The 17,720-nt window shown below is 70.8% G+C and carries 18 protein-coding genes; 10 read left to right on the top strand and 8 right to left on the bottom strand.

All coding sequences use genetic code 11. From position 1 onward, the window contains the following. Window position 1: 1 nt before the first annotated feature. Together AW271_RS29545 and AW271_RS29540 are read left to right on the top strand one after the other, a co-directional pair. Window positions 2-484 carry a CAP domain-containing protein gene (locus AW271_RS29545; RefSeq protein ID WP_062340891.1) on the top strand — a complete coding sequence of 161 codons (483 nt, stop codon included), beginning with the start codon at window positions 2-4 and terminating at the stop codon, window positions 482-484. 40 nt (window positions 485-524) lie between these two features. After that, window positions 525-1,034, top strand: a complete 510-nt coding sequence (locus AW271_RS29540; protein ID WP_062340890.1) for a CAP family protein — start codon at window positions 525-527, stop codon at window positions 1,032-1,034. Here AW271_RS29540 and AW271_RS29535 read toward each other — a convergent pair. Then, entirely contained in the window at window positions 1,031-3,256 is a 2,226-nt protein-coding gene (locus tag AW271_RS29535; protein WP_062340889.1) for an FUSC family protein, read from the bottom strand. The two genes, AW271_RS29540 and AW271_RS29535, sit on opposite strands and share 4 nt — an antisense overlap. 92 nt (window positions 3,257-3,348) lie before the next feature. Here AW271_RS29535 and AW271_RS29530 point away from each other — a divergent pair, with 92 nt between their 5' ends. Then, window positions 3,349-7,353 (top strand): nSTAND1 domain-containing NTPase, encoded by a 4,005-nt coding sequence (locus tag AW271_RS29530; RefSeq protein WP_062340888.1) that lies wholly within the window; start codon window positions 3,349-3,351, stop codon window positions 7,351-7,353. A 2-nt stretch (window positions 7,354-7,355) separates the two neighbouring features. Here the strand turns inward: AW271_RS29530 and AW271_RS40930 are convergent, their stop codons facing one another. Further along, window positions 7,356-7,541: a hypothetical protein gene (locus AW271_RS40930; RefSeq protein ID WP_062340887.1), complete on the bottom strand. Its 186-nt coding sequence runs from the start codon at window positions 7,539-7,541 to the stop codon at window positions 7,356-7,358. A 27-nt stretch (window positions 7,542-7,568) separates the two neighbouring features. On the opposite strand from AW271_RS40930, the gene AW271_RS29520 reads away from it, so the two are divergent. From AW271_RS29520 to AW271_RS42980, 4 genes are all read left to right on the top strand, one after another. Further along, window positions 7,569-8,069, top strand: a complete 501-nt coding sequence (locus AW271_RS29520; protein ID WP_062340886.1) for a PadR family transcriptional regulator — start codon at window positions 7,569-7,571, stop codon at window positions 8,067-8,069. Window positions 8,070-8,110: 41 nt separating this feature from the next. Then, window positions 8,111-9,607: an aldehyde dehydrogenase family protein gene (locus tag AW271_RS29515; RefSeq protein WP_062340885.1), complete on the top strand. Its 1,497-nt coding sequence runs from the start codon at window positions 8,111-8,113 to the stop codon at window positions 9,605-9,607. Window positions 9,608-9,851: 244 nt separating this feature from the next. Beyond that, complete coding sequence (locus tag AW271_RS29510) at window positions 9,852-10,928, top strand: ZIP family metal transporter (protein ID WP_157554744.1); 1,077 nt, start codon at window positions 9,852-9,854, stop codon at window positions 10,926-10,928. Between the two features lie 6 nt (window positions 10,929-10,934). After that, window positions 10,935-11,258, top strand: a complete 324-nt coding sequence (locus AW271_RS42980) for a DivIVA domain-containing protein (protein ID WP_062340883.1) — start codon at window positions 10,935-10,937, stop codon at window positions 11,256-11,258. On the opposite strand, the gene AW271_RS29500 is transcribed toward AW271_RS42980, so the two are convergent. Genes AW271_RS29500 through AW271_RS29490 form a run of 3 tightly spaced genes read right to left on the bottom strand, consistent with a single transcriptional unit; the run spans window position 11,248 to window position 12,814 of the window. Continuing rightward, entirely contained in the window at window positions 11,248-12,174 is a 927-nt protein-coding gene (locus tag AW271_RS29500) for an NAD(P)-dependent alcohol dehydrogenase (RefSeq protein WP_062340882.1), read from the bottom strand. The two genes, AW271_RS42980 and AW271_RS29500, sit on opposite strands and share 11 nt — an antisense overlap. Window positions 12,175-12,179: 5 nt before the next feature. Next, window positions 12,180-12,389 (bottom strand): helix-turn-helix transcriptional regulator, encoded by a 210-nt coding sequence (locus tag AW271_RS29495; RefSeq protein WP_425460169.1) that lies wholly within the window; start codon window positions 12,387-12,389, stop codon window positions 12,180-12,182. Continuing rightward, on the bottom strand, window positions 12,386-12,814 hold the full coding sequence (locus AW271_RS29490) for a hypothetical protein (protein ID WP_062340880.1): 429 nt from the start codon (window positions 12,812-12,814) through the stop codon (window positions 12,386-12,388). Before AW271_RS29490 ends, AW271_RS29495 begins: the two co-directional genes overlap by 4 nt. Before the next feature lie 68 nt (window positions 12,815-12,882). Here AW271_RS29490 and AW271_RS29485 point away from each other — a divergent pair, with 68 nt between their 5' ends. Continuing rightward, window positions 12,883-13,491, top strand: coding sequence for a class I SAM-dependent methyltransferase (locus AW271_RS29485; RefSeq protein WP_062340879.1), 609 nt, complete (start codon window positions 12,883-12,885; stop codon window positions 13,489-13,491). Here AW271_RS29485 and AW271_RS29480 read toward each other — a convergent pair. After that, a complete protein-coding gene (locus AW271_RS29480; protein ID WP_062340878.1) occupies window positions 13,484-13,897 on the bottom strand; it encodes a MarR family winged helix-turn-helix transcriptional regulator in 414 nt (137 codons plus the stop codon). The genes AW271_RS29485 and AW271_RS29480 overlap by 8 nt on opposite strands. An 88-nt stretch (window positions 13,898-13,985) precedes the next feature. Here AW271_RS29480 and AW271_RS29475 point away from each other — a divergent pair, with 88 nt between their 5' ends. Then, window positions 13,986-15,932, top strand: coding sequence for an MMPL family transporter (locus AW271_RS29475; RefSeq protein WP_062340877.1), 1,947 nt, complete (start codon window positions 13,986-13,988; stop codon window positions 15,930-15,932). Here the strand turns inward: AW271_RS29475 and AW271_RS39040 are convergent. Beyond that, the gene (locus AW271_RS39040) at window positions 15,883-16,284 is read right to left on the bottom strand and encodes a ribosomal maturation YjgA family protein (RefSeq protein ID WP_083977435.1); all 402 of its coding nucleotides are present in this window, start codon (window positions 16,282-16,284) and stop codon (window positions 15,883-15,885) included. The genes AW271_RS29475 and AW271_RS39040 overlap by 50 nt on opposite strands. A gap of 333 nt (window positions 16,285-16,617) precedes the next feature. Here AW271_RS39040 and AW271_RS29470 point away from each other — a divergent pair, with 333 nt between their 5' ends. Continuing rightward, a complete protein-coding gene (locus AW271_RS29470; protein WP_062340876.1) occupies window positions 16,618-16,815 on the top strand; it encodes a DUF5999 family protein in 198 nt (65 codons plus the stop codon). Here the strand turns inward: AW271_RS29470 and AW271_RS29465 are convergent. Next, window positions 16,812-17,624 carry an SAM-dependent methyltransferase gene (locus AW271_RS29465; protein ID WP_062340875.1) on the bottom strand — a complete coding sequence of 271 codons (813 nt, stop codon included), beginning with the start codon at window positions 17,622-17,624 and terminating at the stop codon, window positions 16,812-16,814. The genes AW271_RS29470 and AW271_RS29465 overlap by 4 nt on opposite strands. Window positions 17,625-17,720 lie beyond the last annotated feature (96 nt).

Below are 17,720 nucleotides of genomic sequence, written 5' to 3'. Positions count from 1 at the left end.
CGTGATCAAATATCTCGTCATCGCGACCCTCGCCGCTCTCGCCCCGGCCCTCCCGGCCTCGGCCGACCCCGTGCCCGGCCACGCCGTCGGTTTCCACAACGAGGCCCGCGCCTTCTACGGCATCGGCCCGGTCGAATGGGACGCCACCCTCCGTGAGGACGCCAAGTGGCACGCCCGGACCTGTTCGTTCGCCCCCTCCGACCACGACGACCGCTACGGCGAGAACCTCTACGTCACCACCAGCCAGGCCGACGACGCGACCGTGCTGCGCGACGCCGTCGTGTCGTGGGCGAACGAGGCCGCCAAGTTCGACGTGAAGAACCACCGCTACGCCCAGGACGTCAGCTACTACATCCAGGCCATCGGGGCGAAGACGGGACGGCTGGGGATCGCCATCGCCGACTGCCCGGCGGGCACCATCTTCGCCGCGCCGACCAAGTTCGTGGTGGCCCGTTACCAGGGTGCGGTCAAGGCCGCGTCCTGATGATTGAACGCCGGGTGCGCCGCGACTACGACTTGATGCCGTGATCAAATACCTCGTGGTCGCGGCGGCCCTGGCCGCCGTCCCGGCCCCGGCTAGCGCCGAGACCGTCATCGACGCCGCTTTGAGCAGCCACAACACGGCCCGTGCCCAGTACGGCGCCCGTCCCCTGGTCTGGAACCCGAGTCTGCTGCCCGCCACCCAGGCCTGGGCGAACGCCTGCCGGTTCCAGCACTCCAACCCGGCCGGCCAGTACGGCGAGAACCTCTACGCCTCCACCAAGGTCGCCGACGACGCGACGATCGTGCGGGACGCGGTGAAGGCCTGGATGGACGAGGCCAGGTACTACGACTACAACAAGCCCGGCTTCTCGGCCGCGACCGGCCACTTCACCCAGGTGGTCTGGAAGTCGTCGACCGGCCTGGCCGTGGCGGTCGGGCAGTGCCCGGCCAACACGATCTTCCCGAGGGCGTCCAAGTACGTCGTCGCCCGCTACACCCCGCCGGGCAACTGGGGCGGCCAGTACGCGCAGAACGTCGGCCGCCCGGTCTAGCGGACCTGTTCCACCACCTCGGCGACCCCGTCCGCCAGCCGGCGGGCGGCGTCGACGTGGTGGGCGGTCCACACGATCCTGACCCCGGTCGCCGTCGCCCTGCCGTCGTCGTCGCTGAGGTCGCGGCTCACCGCGGCGATCAGGCGGGTCTCGGCGGCCTGGTCGTAGGGCAGCCGTTCGGGCACGGGCGCCTCGCGGCCGAGCGCCTGACCGGCCCGTTCGAACCAGGTCGCCACCGGGTCGGCGGCCGTGACGATCTCCAGCTGGGCCGCGCTGCGGTCGCGGTCGACGACGCCGTCGTCGCGGCTCCACAGGTCGACGATGGCCTCCGCGCTGTACTGGAGCACGGTCACGCTCGCGACCAGCGACGACGCGTCCGACAGTTGCATGCGCTTGGTGCCGCGTTCGGCCAGGTAGCCGCGGAAGGCGTCGTCGAGCCGCTGCACCGCCGCCAGCGCCTGCGACCGGGCGTCGTTCGGAGAGGGCGAGACGGCCGCGACGTCGCAGCGGGTGACGCAGAAGTCGACGGCGTCGCGGAAGTACCGCGCGTTGTCGGTGAACGCCTCGTCGAGCGACCGCCCCAGGGCCGCCCGCGCCCCGCGCGGCCAGAACAGGGCCCCGGCGAGCAGGCTGACGGTGCAGCCGACCGCGATGTCCTCCAGGCGGATCAGGCCGGTCCGCCAGCCGGTGGGCGCGGCGATCTCGAACAGGATCAGCAGCAGCACGGTGAAGCCCGCCTGACCGGCCAGGAAAGAGATCACGGTCGGCGCGAGCCCGGCGACCAGGATCGTGATCGGCAGCAGGATCCACAGGAAGACCGTGTGCCCGTGGACGGCCCACAACAGGAACGCCCCGATGGCGAACCCGATGGCGGTCCCGGCCAGCGCGCGCAGGGCGCTCTGCCCGGTCGTCACCGCGTTCGAGCGCAGCACGACCAGCGTGCCGAGCACCACCCAGAACGAGTGCTCCACCCCGATCACCGTCGCGACCAGCACCGAGATGCTGAGCGCGACGGCGCCCCTGATGCTGTTGCGCAACCACACCGAGTGGCGCTCGGCGTGCGCGGAGACGCGGGCGCGGGCCGACGACAGGCGGGTGGAGAACCCGGCCGGTTGCCTGCCGAGGAACCGGTCGCGCCACGACCGCGCCTCGGCGGCCACCGCGATCTCGACGTTCGCCGCGATGGCCGAGATCGCGAAGCTGATCTCCTGGGCCCGGAACGACGGTTCGAGCGAGGCCACGAACGCCGCCGCGTCGCCGGTGACCTGAGCGCCGGTGACCTCGCGCTCCATCGCCCGCCGGGCCTCCATCAGCCGCCGGGTCTCGTTGTCGAGCCGGTCGCCGGGGCCCGCCCACTCCAGCAGCGCGGCGGCACGTTCGAGCACCTCGGCGGCGGCCGTCTCGACCGCGCAGACCGCCGGGTCGATCGGGCCGGGCCCGCTCTCGAACGGCTCCCGCTCCAGCACGGAGTGCAGCCAGACCACCTGACCGGCCAGGCGCACCTCGGCGCGGCCGGTCGTGGTCAACCCGGCCGGGCGGTAGGGCGTGTCCCAGAACGTGGACTTCATCTCCCGCACGGCCTCGTCGCCCTCCTCGGCGAGGGCGCGCAGCGGCGGGTTCCGGCTCAGGGGGAGCCCGCCGGAGACGCAGGCCACCTCGACCTTGACGCGTTCGGCCAGCAGCCTGAGCGCATGGGCGATCTTGGGCCGCAGCGGGTCGCGGGTGGGGGCGGGCCACAGCAGCACGATCGCCGCCATCGACGCCGCCCCGACCAGCCACCAGCCGTAGAGGCGGTCGTCCAGGGCCGACAGCGGGGCCGGGATCGTCACCGGCAGCACGTAGGAGACCAGCAGCGCCGTCGAGGCCCCGGCCAGCACCGAGCTGACCACCCCGGAGAACAGGATCAGGAACGTCACCGCCACCGTCGCCAGCACGGCCGTCACCACCGCGTGGGAGGCCAGCGTGCCGACGGTGATCAGCACGGTGCCCGCCAGCACCAGCCAGAACTGCGCGGTCAGCCGGTCACGGGTGGAGCCGCTGAAGTCGACCATGAGCAGCAGGGCGAACGAGCCGAACGAGGCGTACATCGACATCACCGGGTTGCCGACGACGAGGTCGGAGAACGCGAACGCGGCCGGCATGATCACCGCCGCGCGGGCGCCCTTGCGGATCGTGTTGAGCTCCGGGTCCCGCTCTCTGATCCACCGCAGGATGCTGGTCATATGGCGCATTCTGCGACGTCAGAGGCGGTTCGCCGGGGATCTTTACGTCGCGATTGACAGATCATCATCAGCCGGACAAGGATGCATGTCGCGTGGAATTCAGGGTGCTGGGGCCGCTTTCGGTGACCCGTGACGGTACGACCACTCCCGTCACCGGTGCGCCTAAATATCTGCTGCTGCTCGCCGCGTTGTTGTCGAAGGCGGGCCGGCCGGTCACGATCGACTGGCTCATCACGGCCGTCTGGGGCGACCGTCCCCCCGCTTCGGCCCGGCGCAACGTGCAGCTCTACGTCCATCAGCTGCGCCGCGCGTTCGGCGCCGAGCTCGTGGCCGGGCAGTCCGGCGGCGGTTACGCGATCCATCCGGCCGGCCTCGACGCCGCCCGGTTCGACGAGCTGGCCGGGCGGGGCGCCGAGGCGCTGCGGGCGGGCGAGCTGGAGTCCGCCCGCGACCTGCTGAAGGAGGCGCTCGGCCGGTGGCGGGGGCCCGCGTTCGCGGGCTTCCTCGACGCGCCCCCGGTCGCCGAGGAGGCCCGGCGGCTGGAGGAGGCCCGGCTGGTGGCGGCCGAGCAACTGGCCGAGGCGGAGCTCGCGCTGGGCCGACCCGCCGAGGTCGTCGCCGAACTGGCCGCGCTGACCAGGGAACATCCGTTCCGCGAGAGCCTGCGCGGGCAGCTCATGCTGGCGCTCTACCGGTCGGGCCGGCAGGCCGAGGCCCTGGAGGTGTTCCGGGAGACCCGCGAGCAGCTCGACCATCAGCTCGGCATCGAGCCGGGGCCGGCGCTGCAGCGGCTCCACGAGGCCATGCTCCGGGGCGACGACGATCTGCTGCCGCAGGTGCGCCGCGTGGTGTCGGACGTGTGCCCGTACCGGGGACTGACGGCTTTTCAGCCGGAGGACCACGAGTGGTTCTTCGGACGGTCGGAGCCGGCCGCCCGGCTGCGCGAGCTGGTCGAGACCCGGCCGGTCGTGGGCGTCTACGGCGCGTCGGGCAGCGGCAAGTCGTCGCTGCTGCGGGCCGGGCTGCTCGGGAGCTGGCCGGGGGAGGCGCTGATCATGACGCCGGGGGCCTTCCCGCTGGAGAGCCTGGCGAAGATCGCCGACGAGCCGCTGGTCGTGGTCGACCAGTTCGAGGAGGTCTTCACCCTCTGCACCGACGACGAGGAACGCCGCGCGTTCGTGGCCGGACTGCTCGACCTCGACGCGCGCCTGGTGCTGGGGGTGCGGGCCGACTTCCTCGCCCACCTGACCCGGTTCCCCGGCCTGGCCGACGCGATCGGCACGGCCCAGCTCCTCGTCGGCCCGCTGCCGCCGGCCGGGTTGCGCGAGATCGTCACCGGCCCGGCCGAGCTCGCCGGGCTGGCGGTCGACCCCGACCTCCCGGCCACGCTGGTCGCCGACGCGGCCGGGGAACCCGGCAGCCTGCCCCTCGTCTCACACGCCCTGATGGAGACCTGGCGCAACCGCGAGGGCGCCCGGCTCACGCTGGCCGGATACCAGGCGGCGGGCGGGGTGCGGGGGGCCATCGCGCAGAGCGCCGAACGGGTCTTCGGCGAGCTCTCCCCCGCCGAACAGGACGCCGCCCGGCGGATCTTCCTGCGGCTGACCGCCCTCGGCGACGGCACCGAGGACACCCGGCGGCCGATCGCGCGCGCGGAGCTGACCGGGGTGGCCGGGCCCGAGGTGGTCGCCCGGGTGCTCGACCGGCTGGCCGCCGCCCGGCTGGTCGTGCTGGCCGAGGACGGCGTCGACGTCGCCCACGAGGCGCTGATCCGCGCCTGGCCCCGATTACACGGCTGGCTCAGCGACGACCGCGAGAGCCTGTTCGTGCACCGCCGCCTCACCGACGCCGCCCAGACCTGGGCCGACCTCGGCCGCGACCCAGGGGCTCTCTACCGAGGTGTACGCCTGCTCGCCGCCCGCACCTGGGCCGGCGATCACCCACAGGACCTCAACGACGTCGAGTCGGCGTTCCTGGCCGCCAGCCACGACCAGGAGAGACGGGGGACCCGCAGGCTGCACCGCCTGCTCGCCGCGCTGGCAGTGCTCTTCCTGCTCGCGGTGACCGGGGGTGTGGTGGCGCTCGACGAGGCCGCCGAGGCCGGGTTCCAGCAGCTCACCGCGACCGCCCGCCAGGTCTCGCTGCTGGCCCGGTCGTTGCTGGCCACCGATCCCGACCTCGCGGGGCTGCTGGCGGTGGCGGCGTACCGGCTGAATCCCGAGGCCGAGACCCGGGGCGGCCTGGAGAGCGTGGCGGCGGCGGCCCGGCGGCCGATCGAGCTCAACGCCGAGGGCCCGGCGGTCTTCGGCGTCGCCTTCAGCCCCGACGGCTCCCGGCTGGCGGCCGCGGGGGAGGACGGCTCGATCACCCTGTGGGACCCGCGCACCAAGGCGCGGATCGCCCGGTTCGCCGAACCCGGCGGCGGCCACGGCCGGGCGGTCGCGTTCAGCCCCGATGGACGGTACCTCGCCTCCGTCGTGCGCTCCCCCGCCCTGCTGGCCTCGCCGGGGGTGGTCGTGGTGCGCGACCTGACGACCGGCGCGGAGGTCCGCCGCCTCGAACGCGCCCGGCTCACCGACGCGCTCGCCTTCGACGGCGAGCGGCTGGCCTTCGCCGACGGCGCCGACGTGGAAGTGGCCGGGGACACCTCACGCATCCTCAAGGGCCACCAGACCGAGATCGCCGCCCTGGCCTTCAGCCCCGACGGGAAGGTGCTGGTCAGCGGGGCCGACCACCCGATCGTCTGGGACGTCGCGTCGGGGGAGCGGGTCGGCCGGCTCGACGTCGAGAACGTCCACCGCCTGGGCTTCGACGCCGAGACCGGCACCCTGGCGACCGGCTCGGCCCACGAGGGGGTCCGCCTCTGGCGGGTCACCACCACCGCAATCACTCCCCTGGCGAGCCTGCCGAAACGTTCGCCCTACACCTGGGACATGTCGGCCCCCGCCAAGGGCCGGATCGCCGTCGCCGACGAAGACGGCCTGATCACCGTCTGGGACCTGACCCGCCTGGCGGCGGTCGCCACCTACCAGGACCGCAGCCGCACCGAGGCCCTGTCGATGGCCATGAGCGCCGACGGCACCCTGCTGGCCTCGGCCGGGCTGGGCCGCACGATCGTCGTCAGGCAGCAGCCGGTCCCCCCGTTCACCGGCCACAGTGCGGCGGTCAACGACATCGAGGCGAGCCCCGACGGCCGCCTGATCGCCTCGGCGGGCAGCGACGCCACGGTCCGCTTGTGGGACGCGGCGGGCACGCCCGTCGCGGTGCTGCCCGACCATCCCGATCACGTGCGGGCCGTCGCGTTCAGCCCCGACGGCCGGTCACTGGCCTCGGTCACCCGCAGCCACACCCTGACCGTCTGGGACCTGGAGAGCCGGAAGAAGATCGCCACCACGGCGTACCCGGGCCTCGGGGCCTCCACCGACGTCGCCTTCCAGCCCGGCGGCCGCTACGTCGCCGCCACCGCCCTGGGCCGCTTCCGCTGGCGGACCGCCGACCTGAAGGAGGCGCCGCTCCCGGGCCAGCTGGCCTCGGCCCTGGCCTTCAGCCCGGCGGCTCCCCTGCTGGCCTCCACCGGCCCGGCCGGGGACCTGCTCGTCTGGGACCTCACCGCCGACAAGGAGGTGCGCGGCCTCCGCACCCACCAGGGCTCGATCCTCGACGTGGCCTTCAGCCCCGACGGGACGACCATCGCCACGGCGGGCGCCGACCACACGATCCGGATGTGGGACGCCGCGACCGGCGAGGAGAGGGGCGCCGCCCTGACGGGCCACACCGCCCCCGTCCAGGTGCTCGCCTTCGGCCGCGACGGGAGAACCCTCGCCTCGGCCGGCGACGACCACACGGTGATCGTGTGGGACCTGGCGACGAAGACGGTGACCACCCGTCTGACCGGCCACACCGCGCCGATCCGCGGCCTGGCCTTCACCGCCGGGGGTGAGCTCGTCTCCGGGGGAGAGGACGGCCGGATCATCCGCTGGTCGCTCCGCCCCGAGGCGCTGACGGCGGCGTTGTGCCGGGAGATCGGCCGCGACCTCACCCGGGAGGAGTGGGCCCGGCACATCCCGTCGCTGGACTACCGGCCGACCTGCGGGTGAGCTCAGGCCGGTTCTTCGGCCCAGGCCAGGACGACGAAGGGTTCGCGGCACGAGGGATGATGGAGACGCCGGGTCGTCACGCGGTAGCGCGACTCCTCGACGTCGAGGATCCCGATCTCCTGCGTGATCGTCAGCAGCAGCCCGTGACACGGGCCACCGATGCAGATCGCGTTGGGCTGGGGCTTCATAGTCACATTGAGACTACGCTGTCGCCTGTGAACAACTCCGAGTGGGTGGTCCTCTGCCTCCTCGCGCACGGACCCGCCCACGGTTTCGCCCTCGCCCGCCTCACCGCGCCCGAGGGACCGATCGGCCGGGTCATGCCCATCCCGCGGCCCCTCGTCTACCGCGCCCTCGACGGGCTGGTGGCCCGCGGCCTGGCCGAGCAGGCCGGGGTCGAACCCGGCCGGGGCCCGGCCCGCCGGCCGTTCCGCGTCACCCCCGCCGGGGCGGCCCGCGCCGCCGAGTGGCTGGCCACGCCCGTGGTCCGGGTCAGGGAGATCCGGACCGAGTTCCTGGTGAAACTCGCGTTGCTCCAATGGGCCGGAACGGACCCCCGGAACCTGCTCGCCGCCCAGGCCGAAACATTGCGGCCCATCGTGGCACACCGCCTCGACCTGCGGGAATCCGCCCAGGGCCTGGAACAGGCGGTCGCGGCGTGGCGATATGAGACGGCCGTGGCAGCCCTGAAACTTGCGGAGTCCACTACCGAGTAGTCAGATGGTGACTACGTCTAGTAGGAAGGGAACCGACGCTGATGACGGTCACCCTGGAAAAGAGCGTTCAGGACTTCATCTCGACTCCACGCCAGTTGTTCATCGGCGGCCAGTGGGTCGACGCCGCCTCCGGACGCACCTTCGCGACACCCAACCCCGCCACCGGCGACACACTCGCCCACATCGCCGAAGCCGACAGGGAAGACGTCGACCGGGCCGTGCGCGCCGCCCGGGCTGCCTTCGAGGAAGGCCCCTGGTCTCGCATGACCGCCTCCGAGCGAGGCCGGATCATCTGGCGCATCGGCGACCTGATCGAGCAGTACGGCGACGAGCTCGCCCAGCTCGAATCGCTCGACAACGGCAAGCCCTACGCGGTCGCCCGCGCCGCCGACATCCCGCTCGCGGCCGAGTTGTTCCGCTACATGGCCGGGTGGGCCACCAAGATCGAGGGCAACACGATCAGCCTCTCCGTGCCCTACATGCCGGGGTCGGAGTTCCACGCGTACACCCTCAGAGAGCCGATCGGCGTGGTGGCGCAGATCATCCCGTGGAACTTCCCGCTGCTGATGGCGGCCTGGAAGCTCGGGCCCGCGCTCACCACCGGCAACACGGTCATCCTCAAGCCCGCCGAGCAGACGCCGCTGTCCGCTCTCCGGCTGGCCGAGATCATGGCCGAGGCGGGCCTGCCCGACGGCGTGGTCAACGTGCTGCCCGGCTACGGCGAGACCGCCGGGGCCGCCCTGGCCGCCCACGACGGGGTCGACAAGGTCGCCTTCACCGGCTCGACCGAGGTCGGCAAGCTGATCGTGCAGGCCGCGGCGGGCAACCTGAAGAAGGTCAGCCTCGAACTCGGCGGCAAGAGCCCCAACGTCGTCTTCGACGACGTCGACCCGGCTCTGGCCATCCCGGGCGCGGCCAACGCGATCTTCTTCAACCACGGCCAGTGCTGCGTCGCCGGGTCGCGGTTGTTCGTCCACGAGAGCCGCTTCGACGAGGTGGTCGGCGGGGTCGCCGACATCGCGCGCGGCATCAAGCTCGGCTCGGGCCTCGACCCCGAGACCCAGATGGGCCCGCTCGTCTCCGACGAGCAGTTCCGCCGGGTCACCGGCTACCTGGAGTCGGGCCGCGCCGAGGGCGCCCGGACCGTCGCGGGCGGCCAGCGCCACGGCGACCGGGGCTACTTCGTGCAGCCGACCGTGATCACCGACACCACGCCCGACATGTCGATCGTCCGTGAGGAGATCTTCGGGCCGGTCGTGGTCGCCTCGCCGTTCTCCTCGCTCGACGAACTCGCCGCCCAGGCCAACGACACCGCCTACGGCCTCGGCGCCGGCATCTGGACCCGCGACGTGAACAAGGCCCACGCGCTGGCCAAGCGGCTGCGCGCCGGCACGGTCTGGATCAACTGCTACAACGTCTTCGACGCCGCACTGCCGTTCGGCGGCTACAAGCAGAGCGGCTGGGGCCGCGAGATGGGCCACGAGGTCCTGGAGGCGTACACCGAGGTCAAGGCGGTCTGCACCCAGCTGCACCCGTAGTTTCTTTCCGTTACGGCTCCGCCTGGCCGGCACCGGCCGCCGCTCCCGGCCCCCGCCGCGATCGGCGCCGACCGGCCGCGCCCGGACCGCCGCGTCACGAGTGATCGACCAGCCGCAGTGTGCCCCCGCGCACTGCGGCTGGTCGTTTGAAGACTTGATCACATGTGTAAACCGAGCGTCACATGGCTATCTACTCTCCGTAATCATCGCAGGTCATTGTGCTGCGGAGAGGTGTTGAATGGTCATGTCCGTATGGCTCGAGGCGGTGTTGATCGCGGTGGCCACGCTCGCCGGGTCATGGCTGGCCCGGCGGAGTTCCACCAAAGTGAGCGTCGGCCTGGCGATCGCGTCGGCGTTGATGCTGGTCACGGCGCTGGGCGAGATCCTGCCCGACGCGGTCGACGACGCGATCGAGCAGAACGTGCCCCTGTGGGTGCTCGGCGTGTCGATCGTCCTCGGTTTCGCGGTGATCACCTATTTCACGCGTGAGGGTTGCGCCCACGAACACCCGAAGGAGGCCGCCCGGCACGCCGCCGGGGTTCATCGCCGGGTGAAGGCCGTCGCCACGGCGGCCCTGTTCGGCGGCACCGGCACCGCCATCGCGCTGGCCATCCACCGGGCGATCGAGGGCGCCAGTCTCACGTTGTCGGGCGCCTCCCTGGTGGTGCTGCTGGCGTTGCTGATCCACTCGCTGAGCGAGGGCCTGGCCCTCACGGCGATGCTCGACCTGGCCGGGCGGAAGATCGCCTTCTGGATGGTGCTGGCCTGCCTCAGCCCGGTCGTCGGCATCCTCATCGCCGAGATGAGCCCGATCCCCCCGCAGGCCACGCCGATCCTGCTGGGCACGATCGCCGGAGTGCTGCTGCGCACCGCCCTGGTCGGCTTCCGCCTGGCGGGCGGTGAGACCGGGCGGGTGCCCCGGCGGGCGGCGGTGGCCGCCGGCGGCGTCGCCGCGGCCCTGGCCGCCACCCTGGCCGTCGCCCAGTGGATGCCCGTCTCCGCCGGCGAGACCACGCCGGTGGCCGCCATGATCCGGCGGCCGGTGGCGATCCCGCTGCCGCTCCCCGAGCCCGCCCCGGCGTTCACCCCCAAAGACCGCTCCCAGCTGCGCTGGGCGCTGACCACCGGACGCCTGAGCCTGGCCGAGATCCTGGCCCGCACCGACCGGCTGACCAGGCAGACCTCGATCTGGTGGTTGCTCCGGGGCCGGCTGGCCGGGCGGGATCTGACCGCTCACGGCATCCCCGAGTCGTCCACCGTGGGCGACCTGACCCTGCCACAGCGTGACTATCTGGTAGACGCGGTAGCGAGAAAGGGCTGACCCGACATGGTGCTGACGCCGGAGGACGTGCGGACCAAGGTGTTCACGACCGGACGACTGCGTGAGGGATACGACCTGGCCGAGGTCGACGTGTTCCTCAACGAGGTGGAGAGCAGCCTGCGCTGGCTGCACCAGGAGAACGAGCGGCTGTCCGCGATGGTGACGGTCGATCCCGCCAAGGTGATGGCGGCGGCGGAGAGCCGGGAGCGGCGGGCCGAGGAGCTGCTGCGGGCCGCGGCGGAACTACTGGGAGAGGTCGGGATGGGCCTGGAGCATCAGGCTGCCCGCGTGCACGAGCTGATCAGGGAGGTGGCGACTTTCACAGGGTGATGACGCTCTTCCCCTTCGCTCGGCCGGCCATGACGTGGGCGATGGCCTCCTTCGTCTCGCTCAGCGGGAAGGTCCGGTCGAGCGCGGGGACCAGCGTGCCGTCGGCGAGACGTTCGCCCAGCTCCTCGAACTCCTGGGTGGTCGGGAAGACGAACAGCATCACGATCTGCTGCCGGATGAACGGGTTGAGCAGCATCGCGCGCAGGGTCCGGCCGATGCCGATCACCTTCCCCTTCGGCTTCCCGCCGAGCAGGATCAGCTTCCCGTCGGGGGTGAGCCGGCGGCGCAGCACGCTGATGTCGCGGCCGCCGTAGACGTCGTAGACCACGTCGTAGGTGCCGGTGCCGAGGTCGTCCGTGGTGTAGTCGACGACGTGGGCGGCGCCGAGCTGCCGTACCAGATCGGCTTTTCCGCCGCTGCACACGGCGGTGACCTCTCCCTCGTGGAGCTGCACCAGGAACGTTCCCACGCCACCGGCGGCCCCCACGACCAGCGCCTTCTTGCCGGGGCCCGCGGCCTTGACGCCGCGCAGCGCGGTGGTGGCCGAGGTGGGCACGGCCGCGGCCTGTTCCCAGCTCACGTTGGCGGGCTTGTGGGCCAGCAGGCCCTCCTTGGCGACGACGAACTCGGCGAAGCTGCCCTCGGAGGTGCCGAAGACCTCGTCGCCGACCTTCAGGCGGGTGACCTTCGCGCCGACCTTCTCGACCACCCCGGCGACGTCGCCGCCGGCGACCGGCTGCTTCGGCCGGGTGAAGCCGAAGCCCATCATCCGCACGAGATAGGGGACGCCCATCATCCGGTAGTAGACGCCGGGGTCGACCCCGGCGGCCTTGACGCGGATCAGGACCTCGTCGTCCTGGACGACGGGAACGGGCAGCTCGGCCTGCTCTAAGTGGCCGTACGTCCTGTGCACCATGGCTTTCACGGGTACTGGAACACCTCTTCCAAGGAGACGTCGAAAACGCGGGCGATCTGGAAGGCCATCTCCAGCGAGGGCGAGTAGCGGCCCGCCTCGATGGCGATGACGGTCTGACGGGTGACCCCGAGCCGGTCGGCGAGCTCCGCCTGGGTCATCTCCCCGTTGGCGAAGCGCAGCGCGCGGATCGTGTTGGTGACCTTCGTGGGTTTCACCACTCCTGGAACCCGCCTCGGCGGTAGGCGACGATCTTGGCCAGCGAGCCGACGATCATCGACAGGGCGAACCCGAGGTAGATCGTGTTGGCGATCCAGAAGTAGGGGGCCTCGACGAGCGCGAGCACGAACGCGCCGAGCGCCCCGATGACGGTGAACGCCTGCCCGATCCGGTCGCCGAGCTGGTCGATCTCCTTGTCGCGGACGTCGGTCCGGGTGCTCCGGTCGCCGATCATCCCGGCGACGATGCCGACCACGATCGACGACCCGATGGAAATGCCGAGGGACCACAGCAGGAGGGGTACATAGTCGACTTCGGTGAGCGGCACGGCGCCGCTCCGGCTGAGTATCACCACGACGTAGCCCCCGTAGATGACGAGGGTGACGAACAGGTAGACCCATGCCCGTTTTTCCAGCATTGTCATAGCTTGAAGGTAAAGCAACTTGTACATCGTGTCTAGTTTTCTTTACATCCCCTTCGAGAGGAAGCGCATTGGCCCAGCTCTCCGACCTGCTCCACCGCACCCTCTTCCGGACGATCTCCCTGCTCACGCCCCATCGGCAGTCCCTCGTCCTCCGGCACTACTTCGACTGGTGGCACCGCAGCCCCGACCCCTGGCTCCACGCGACGAGCCCCTACGAGCGGCGCAAGTACGAGGAGACCCTGAAGGCGCTGCCCGACCGGGGTTACCGCACGATCATCGACGTGGGGTGCAGCGAGGGCGTCTTCACCGGCATGCTGGCGGCGGCCCGCCCCGACGCCGAGATCACCGGCGTCGACATCTCCGAGACCGCCCTGACCCGGGCTCGTCGTAACGCGCCGTCCGTGCGTTTCCTGCAGGCCGACCTGTTCTCGCTGACCGGGCGCTACGACCTCGTCGTCTGCTCGGAGACCCTCTACTACCTCGGCGGCCGGCTGGAGGACGCCTCGGCGCGGCTCTGCGGGCTGCTCGGGCCGGAGGCCGTGCTGCTCAGCGTGCACCCGTGGCCGGAGGCCCGCCGGTTGCACCGCTTCTTCGACGCCAGCCTCAAGCTGGCGGCCGAACAGGTCGTCGAGGACACCGACCGCCCGTTCGCCATCTCGTTGTACGTGACTACGTAGGGCGGATCTTCGTGATGATCCTCATCAGGTCATCACGGAACGCCCCCAGATCCCGGACCGTGATGATCGATTCCGCCGCGTCGGCGGCCGTGAGGGCGTCGTACACCTCGGCGCCCGACGCGGTTCTGGTCACCACGACCCGGCGGCGGTCGGCCCGGTCGCGTTCCCTCGTCACGTGCCCGGCGCGTTCGAGGCGTTCGAGCACCGGGCCGATGGTCTGCTCCTCCACGTAGGTGCGGACGGCGAGTTCGCGCTGGGCCAGCGGCCCCTCGGCCAGGGTGTGCAGCACCAGGAAGCCGGCGTGGGTGAGGCCGTGACCGGCCAGGATGTGGTTCCACTCGCGTTCGACCAGCCGGGCGGCGACCAGCAGCAGACGTCCGGTGGGCCAGGTGGGCAGGTCGTCCATATGAACGATTCTCCGGTGCAACCGCAGCGGTCGGTCCCGCGAAGGTGATGCTAAGGTCCCTTAGCTTTGACGAGGAGAAAGAGCACCCATGAAACGGGCATGGCTGACGTTGGCGATCTGGCTGGTTCTGCTGGCCGGAGCCGGAATGCTGAGCGGGAAGCTCGAGGAGGTAAGGAACAACGACCCCTCGGCCTATTTGCCGGCCAGCGCCGAGTCGACCCAGGTCGAGCAGGCCAGGCGGGCCTTCGCCCAAGGCGGCCAGATCCCGGCGATCATCGTCTGGGAGGACAAGTCGGTCGAGGAGGTCCGGGAGAGTTTCCCACGGGCCGAGGCGTCCGGGAACGTGGTGCGGGCGGTGGTGCCGCTGGAGGGCGGTGACCTGGAATCGCTGACCGCCGAGGTCGACCGGCTCAGGGAACTCGCCGGGCCGGGCGCCTACGTCACCGGTCCGGCCGGGCAGAGCGCCGACGCCATCGAGGTGTTCGGCTCCATCGACCTGACGCTGCTCATCGCGACCTCGATCGTGGTCATCGTCGTCCTGCTGCTCACCTACCGGGGGCCGCTGCTCTGGCTCATCCCCTTCTTCTCGGCCGGGGCCGCGCTGGTCAGCGCCCAGGCCGGCGCCTACCTGCTGGCGCGCTACGCCGACTTCACCGTCAGCGGGCAGAGCGGCGGCATCCTGCTCGTGCTGGTCTTCGGCATCGCCACCGACTACGCCCTGCTGCTCGTGGCCCGTTACCGCGAGGAGCTCACCCGGCACGAGAACCGGGTGACGGCCATGACCGTGGCCTGGAAACGCGCCGCCCCCGCGATCGTGGCCAGCGCCGCGACCGTCGTCGCGGCCCTGCTCTGCCTGCTCGCCGCCGACCAGAGCGCCACCCGCGGTCTCGGCCCGGTCTGCGCCGCCGGTGTGGTCTGCGCCCTGGTCGCCATGTTGACGCTGCTGCCCGCCCTGCTGGTGCTGGTCCCGCGCGGGGTCTTCTGGCCCCGCATCCCCCGGTACGGCACCGCGGAGACCTCGGCCGGCATCTGGACCCGCATCGGCACGGCGGTGGCGCGCCGCCCCCGGCGCACCTGGATCATCACCACGGTCGTGCTGGCCGGCATGGCGGCCACGCTCAGCGTCATCACCATCGGCCCCCTGGCCGACGCCGACACCTACCGGGGCCGCCCCGACTCCGTCATCGGCGCAGAACTGCTCGCCAAGAACTTCCCCGCCACCCAGGACGGCTCCCTGGTCGTCATCGCCCCCGCCGGGCAGGCCGCCCAGGTCAAGACCGCCCTGGAAGCCGACCCCGGCGTGACGTCGGTCGCCGAGCCGGTCGTGGCCGGGCCGAACGCCCTCATCAACGGCTCGGTCACGGACCCGGAGACCGTCGAGCGGCTCCGGGAGATCCCCGGCGCGCAGGTCGGCGGCACCGTCGCCGAGGCCCTCGACGCCGAACGCGCCTCGGAACACGACGCCCGCCTGATCATCCCGCTCATCCTGGTCGTGATCGTGATCATCCTGGGCATCCTGCTCCGGGCCGTGGTCGCGCCGCTGCTGGTCATCGCCACGGTCGTGCTCTCGTTCGCGGCCACGCTGGGGGTCTCGGGCCTGATCTTCACGCACGTCTTCGGGTTCGCCGCGACGGAAACAGGCGTGCCCCTGCTGGCGTTCGTGTTCCTGGTGGCCGTGGGCGTCGACTACAACATCTTCCTGATCACCCGCGTCCGCGAGGAGACCGCCGAACACGGCACCAGGAAGGCCGCGCTCATCGCGTTGTCGGCCACCGGCGGGGTCATCACCTCGGCCGGCGTGGTGCTCGCCGCGACCTTCGCCGTCCTCGGGGTGCTGCCTCTGGTGGTGCTGGCCGAAATCGGATTCATCGTCGCCTTCGGCGTGCTGCTCGACACGTTCGTGGTCAGGTCGGTGCTCCTGACGGCCCTCACGATCGACGCCGGAGACCGAATCTGGTGGCCTTCGCGGCTCGGGTCAAAGATCGTCAACGATCGTCATCCTTTGCCCTCGAATTCTTCTGCTCCAGCCAGGTAAAAAATCCGGCCGCCGCGAGGGCGCCGACGACGTACCAGAAAAGATCAGGAAGATTGAAGGTGGTTCCGAAAACCACTGCGGATACGGGGAATCGGGCCGCGAGTTCCGCCAGAAGGGGGGTGAGCTGCGTGAACTCGACGGCCCAGCAGAAGATCACTGAGGCCCCAGCGGCGACAAAAGGTCGCGTCCGTGGGAACCATGCAAGGGCAAAAGTGGTTATAAAGGATGAGTACAACGAAGTGCCGCAGTATTTGGCGAAGGGTCCCTCGAAGACCGCCCGAACGGCAAGACCGGAAGCGACGATCACGAGGGACGCGGCGACAGCCGCGAGTCGCCTGGCTTTGATCGACAAGAGAGTTGAACCTTTACGACCTGAAGGTCATCCGTTAGCACGATTGAAGCGATAAGTCCGTGGGCCGCAACTCAGCCCGGAGAAGCATCCCGAACCCGCAAAAAGACGAGGAAACTGTCGGTCGCGGTTGAGATGATGAAGGGGTGCACGTCCGAGTCGGTCCGACCTACAGCTAAGGGATCGTGATGAGGATGAAGCAGATCCGCATCCAGCCGAAGCCGCCGAAGGCGCCCAAGCCGAGCCTCGACCTTCGCACTCCGTCAGGTCGTCTCCTGCCCTTCTGAGGCCAACAGAGCAACAACAAACCGCACCACCTGGGGAGAGGTGCCCATCATGTGTCAGCACCAGCCGCACTGTCCGTCCGCTTACGCTTCCGACCGCTCGTCCGCCCACGTCGTGGCGGCCCACCCCGAACAGGGCTGGAGCCTGCTGTGCAACGGCGTCGTGCTGTTCGACGACACCGGTCTGCTGATGCCCGACTGCACGGTCGCGATCCCGCACCGCGCACCCGAACACCTGGTCATGGCCTAACGCACCCGCGCGACCACTCCGAGCACGCTGTGTTTGGTGAAGTCGACCGGAACGTCCCACGGAACGTCGGGGCGCCAGGCCTCGCTGGGCACGATTCCGGGCTCGACGACCTCCATACCCTCGAAGTAACTCGCGATCTGCGCGCGGGAGCGTCCGGTCACGCCGCCGGGGGCGGTCTTCGCATAGACCTCCCGCACCGATTCGAGCTTTTCGTCGCTCATCTCACCGGGGAAGCCGTGGGCCAGCACCACGTAGCTGCCGGGCGCCAGCTTCGACCGGATCTCCGCCATGATCGCACTGGCTTCGTCGTCGTCGTTGACGAAGTGCAGGATCGAAAGCAGCAGCACGGCCACCGGCCGGTTGAAGTCGACGAGCTCGGTCACCTCGGGATCGGCGAGCATCGCCCCGGGTTTCCGCAGGTCCCCGTCGACGACCCGGGTGTTCGTGTTCTCCTCGAGCAACGCCCGGCCGTGCACCAGCACGATGGGGTCGTTGTCGACGTAGACGACCCGCGCGTCGGGATTGACGCGCTGCGCCACCTGGTGGGTGTTGTCCTGGGTGGGCAGCCCGCTGCCGATGTCGACGAACTGGTCGACGCCCTCGCCGGCGATCAGTGAGACCGTCCGGGTGAGGAAGGCCCGATTCTCCCGGCACATCTCCCGGGCGTCGGGCACGAATTCGAGTAACTTGTCGGCCGCCGCGCGGTCGGACGCGAAGTTGTCCTTGCCGCCGAGCCAGTAGTCGTAGATCCGGGCCACGCTCGGAACCGATGGGTCGATTCCCGCAGGGGCCTGCTCCTCGGACGTCACGTCCTTCTCCTTCGCGGCTGCAGCCTCGGTTGTAACGGATGTTATGGGACGAGGCTCACCCACGCGGATCATGACCCGACATTTCCGGATTTGTGG

The sequence above is a fragment of the Herbidospora sakaeratensis genome (genome assembly GCF_001570525.1).
In the GTDB taxonomy this organism is placed as follows: Bacteria; Actinomycetota; Actinomycetes; order Streptosporangiales; family Streptosporangiaceae; genus Herbidospora; species Herbidospora sakaeratensis.
Note: the sequence above shows the minus strand (reverse complement) of the source record. Positions and strands in the feature narration are given on the sequence as shown.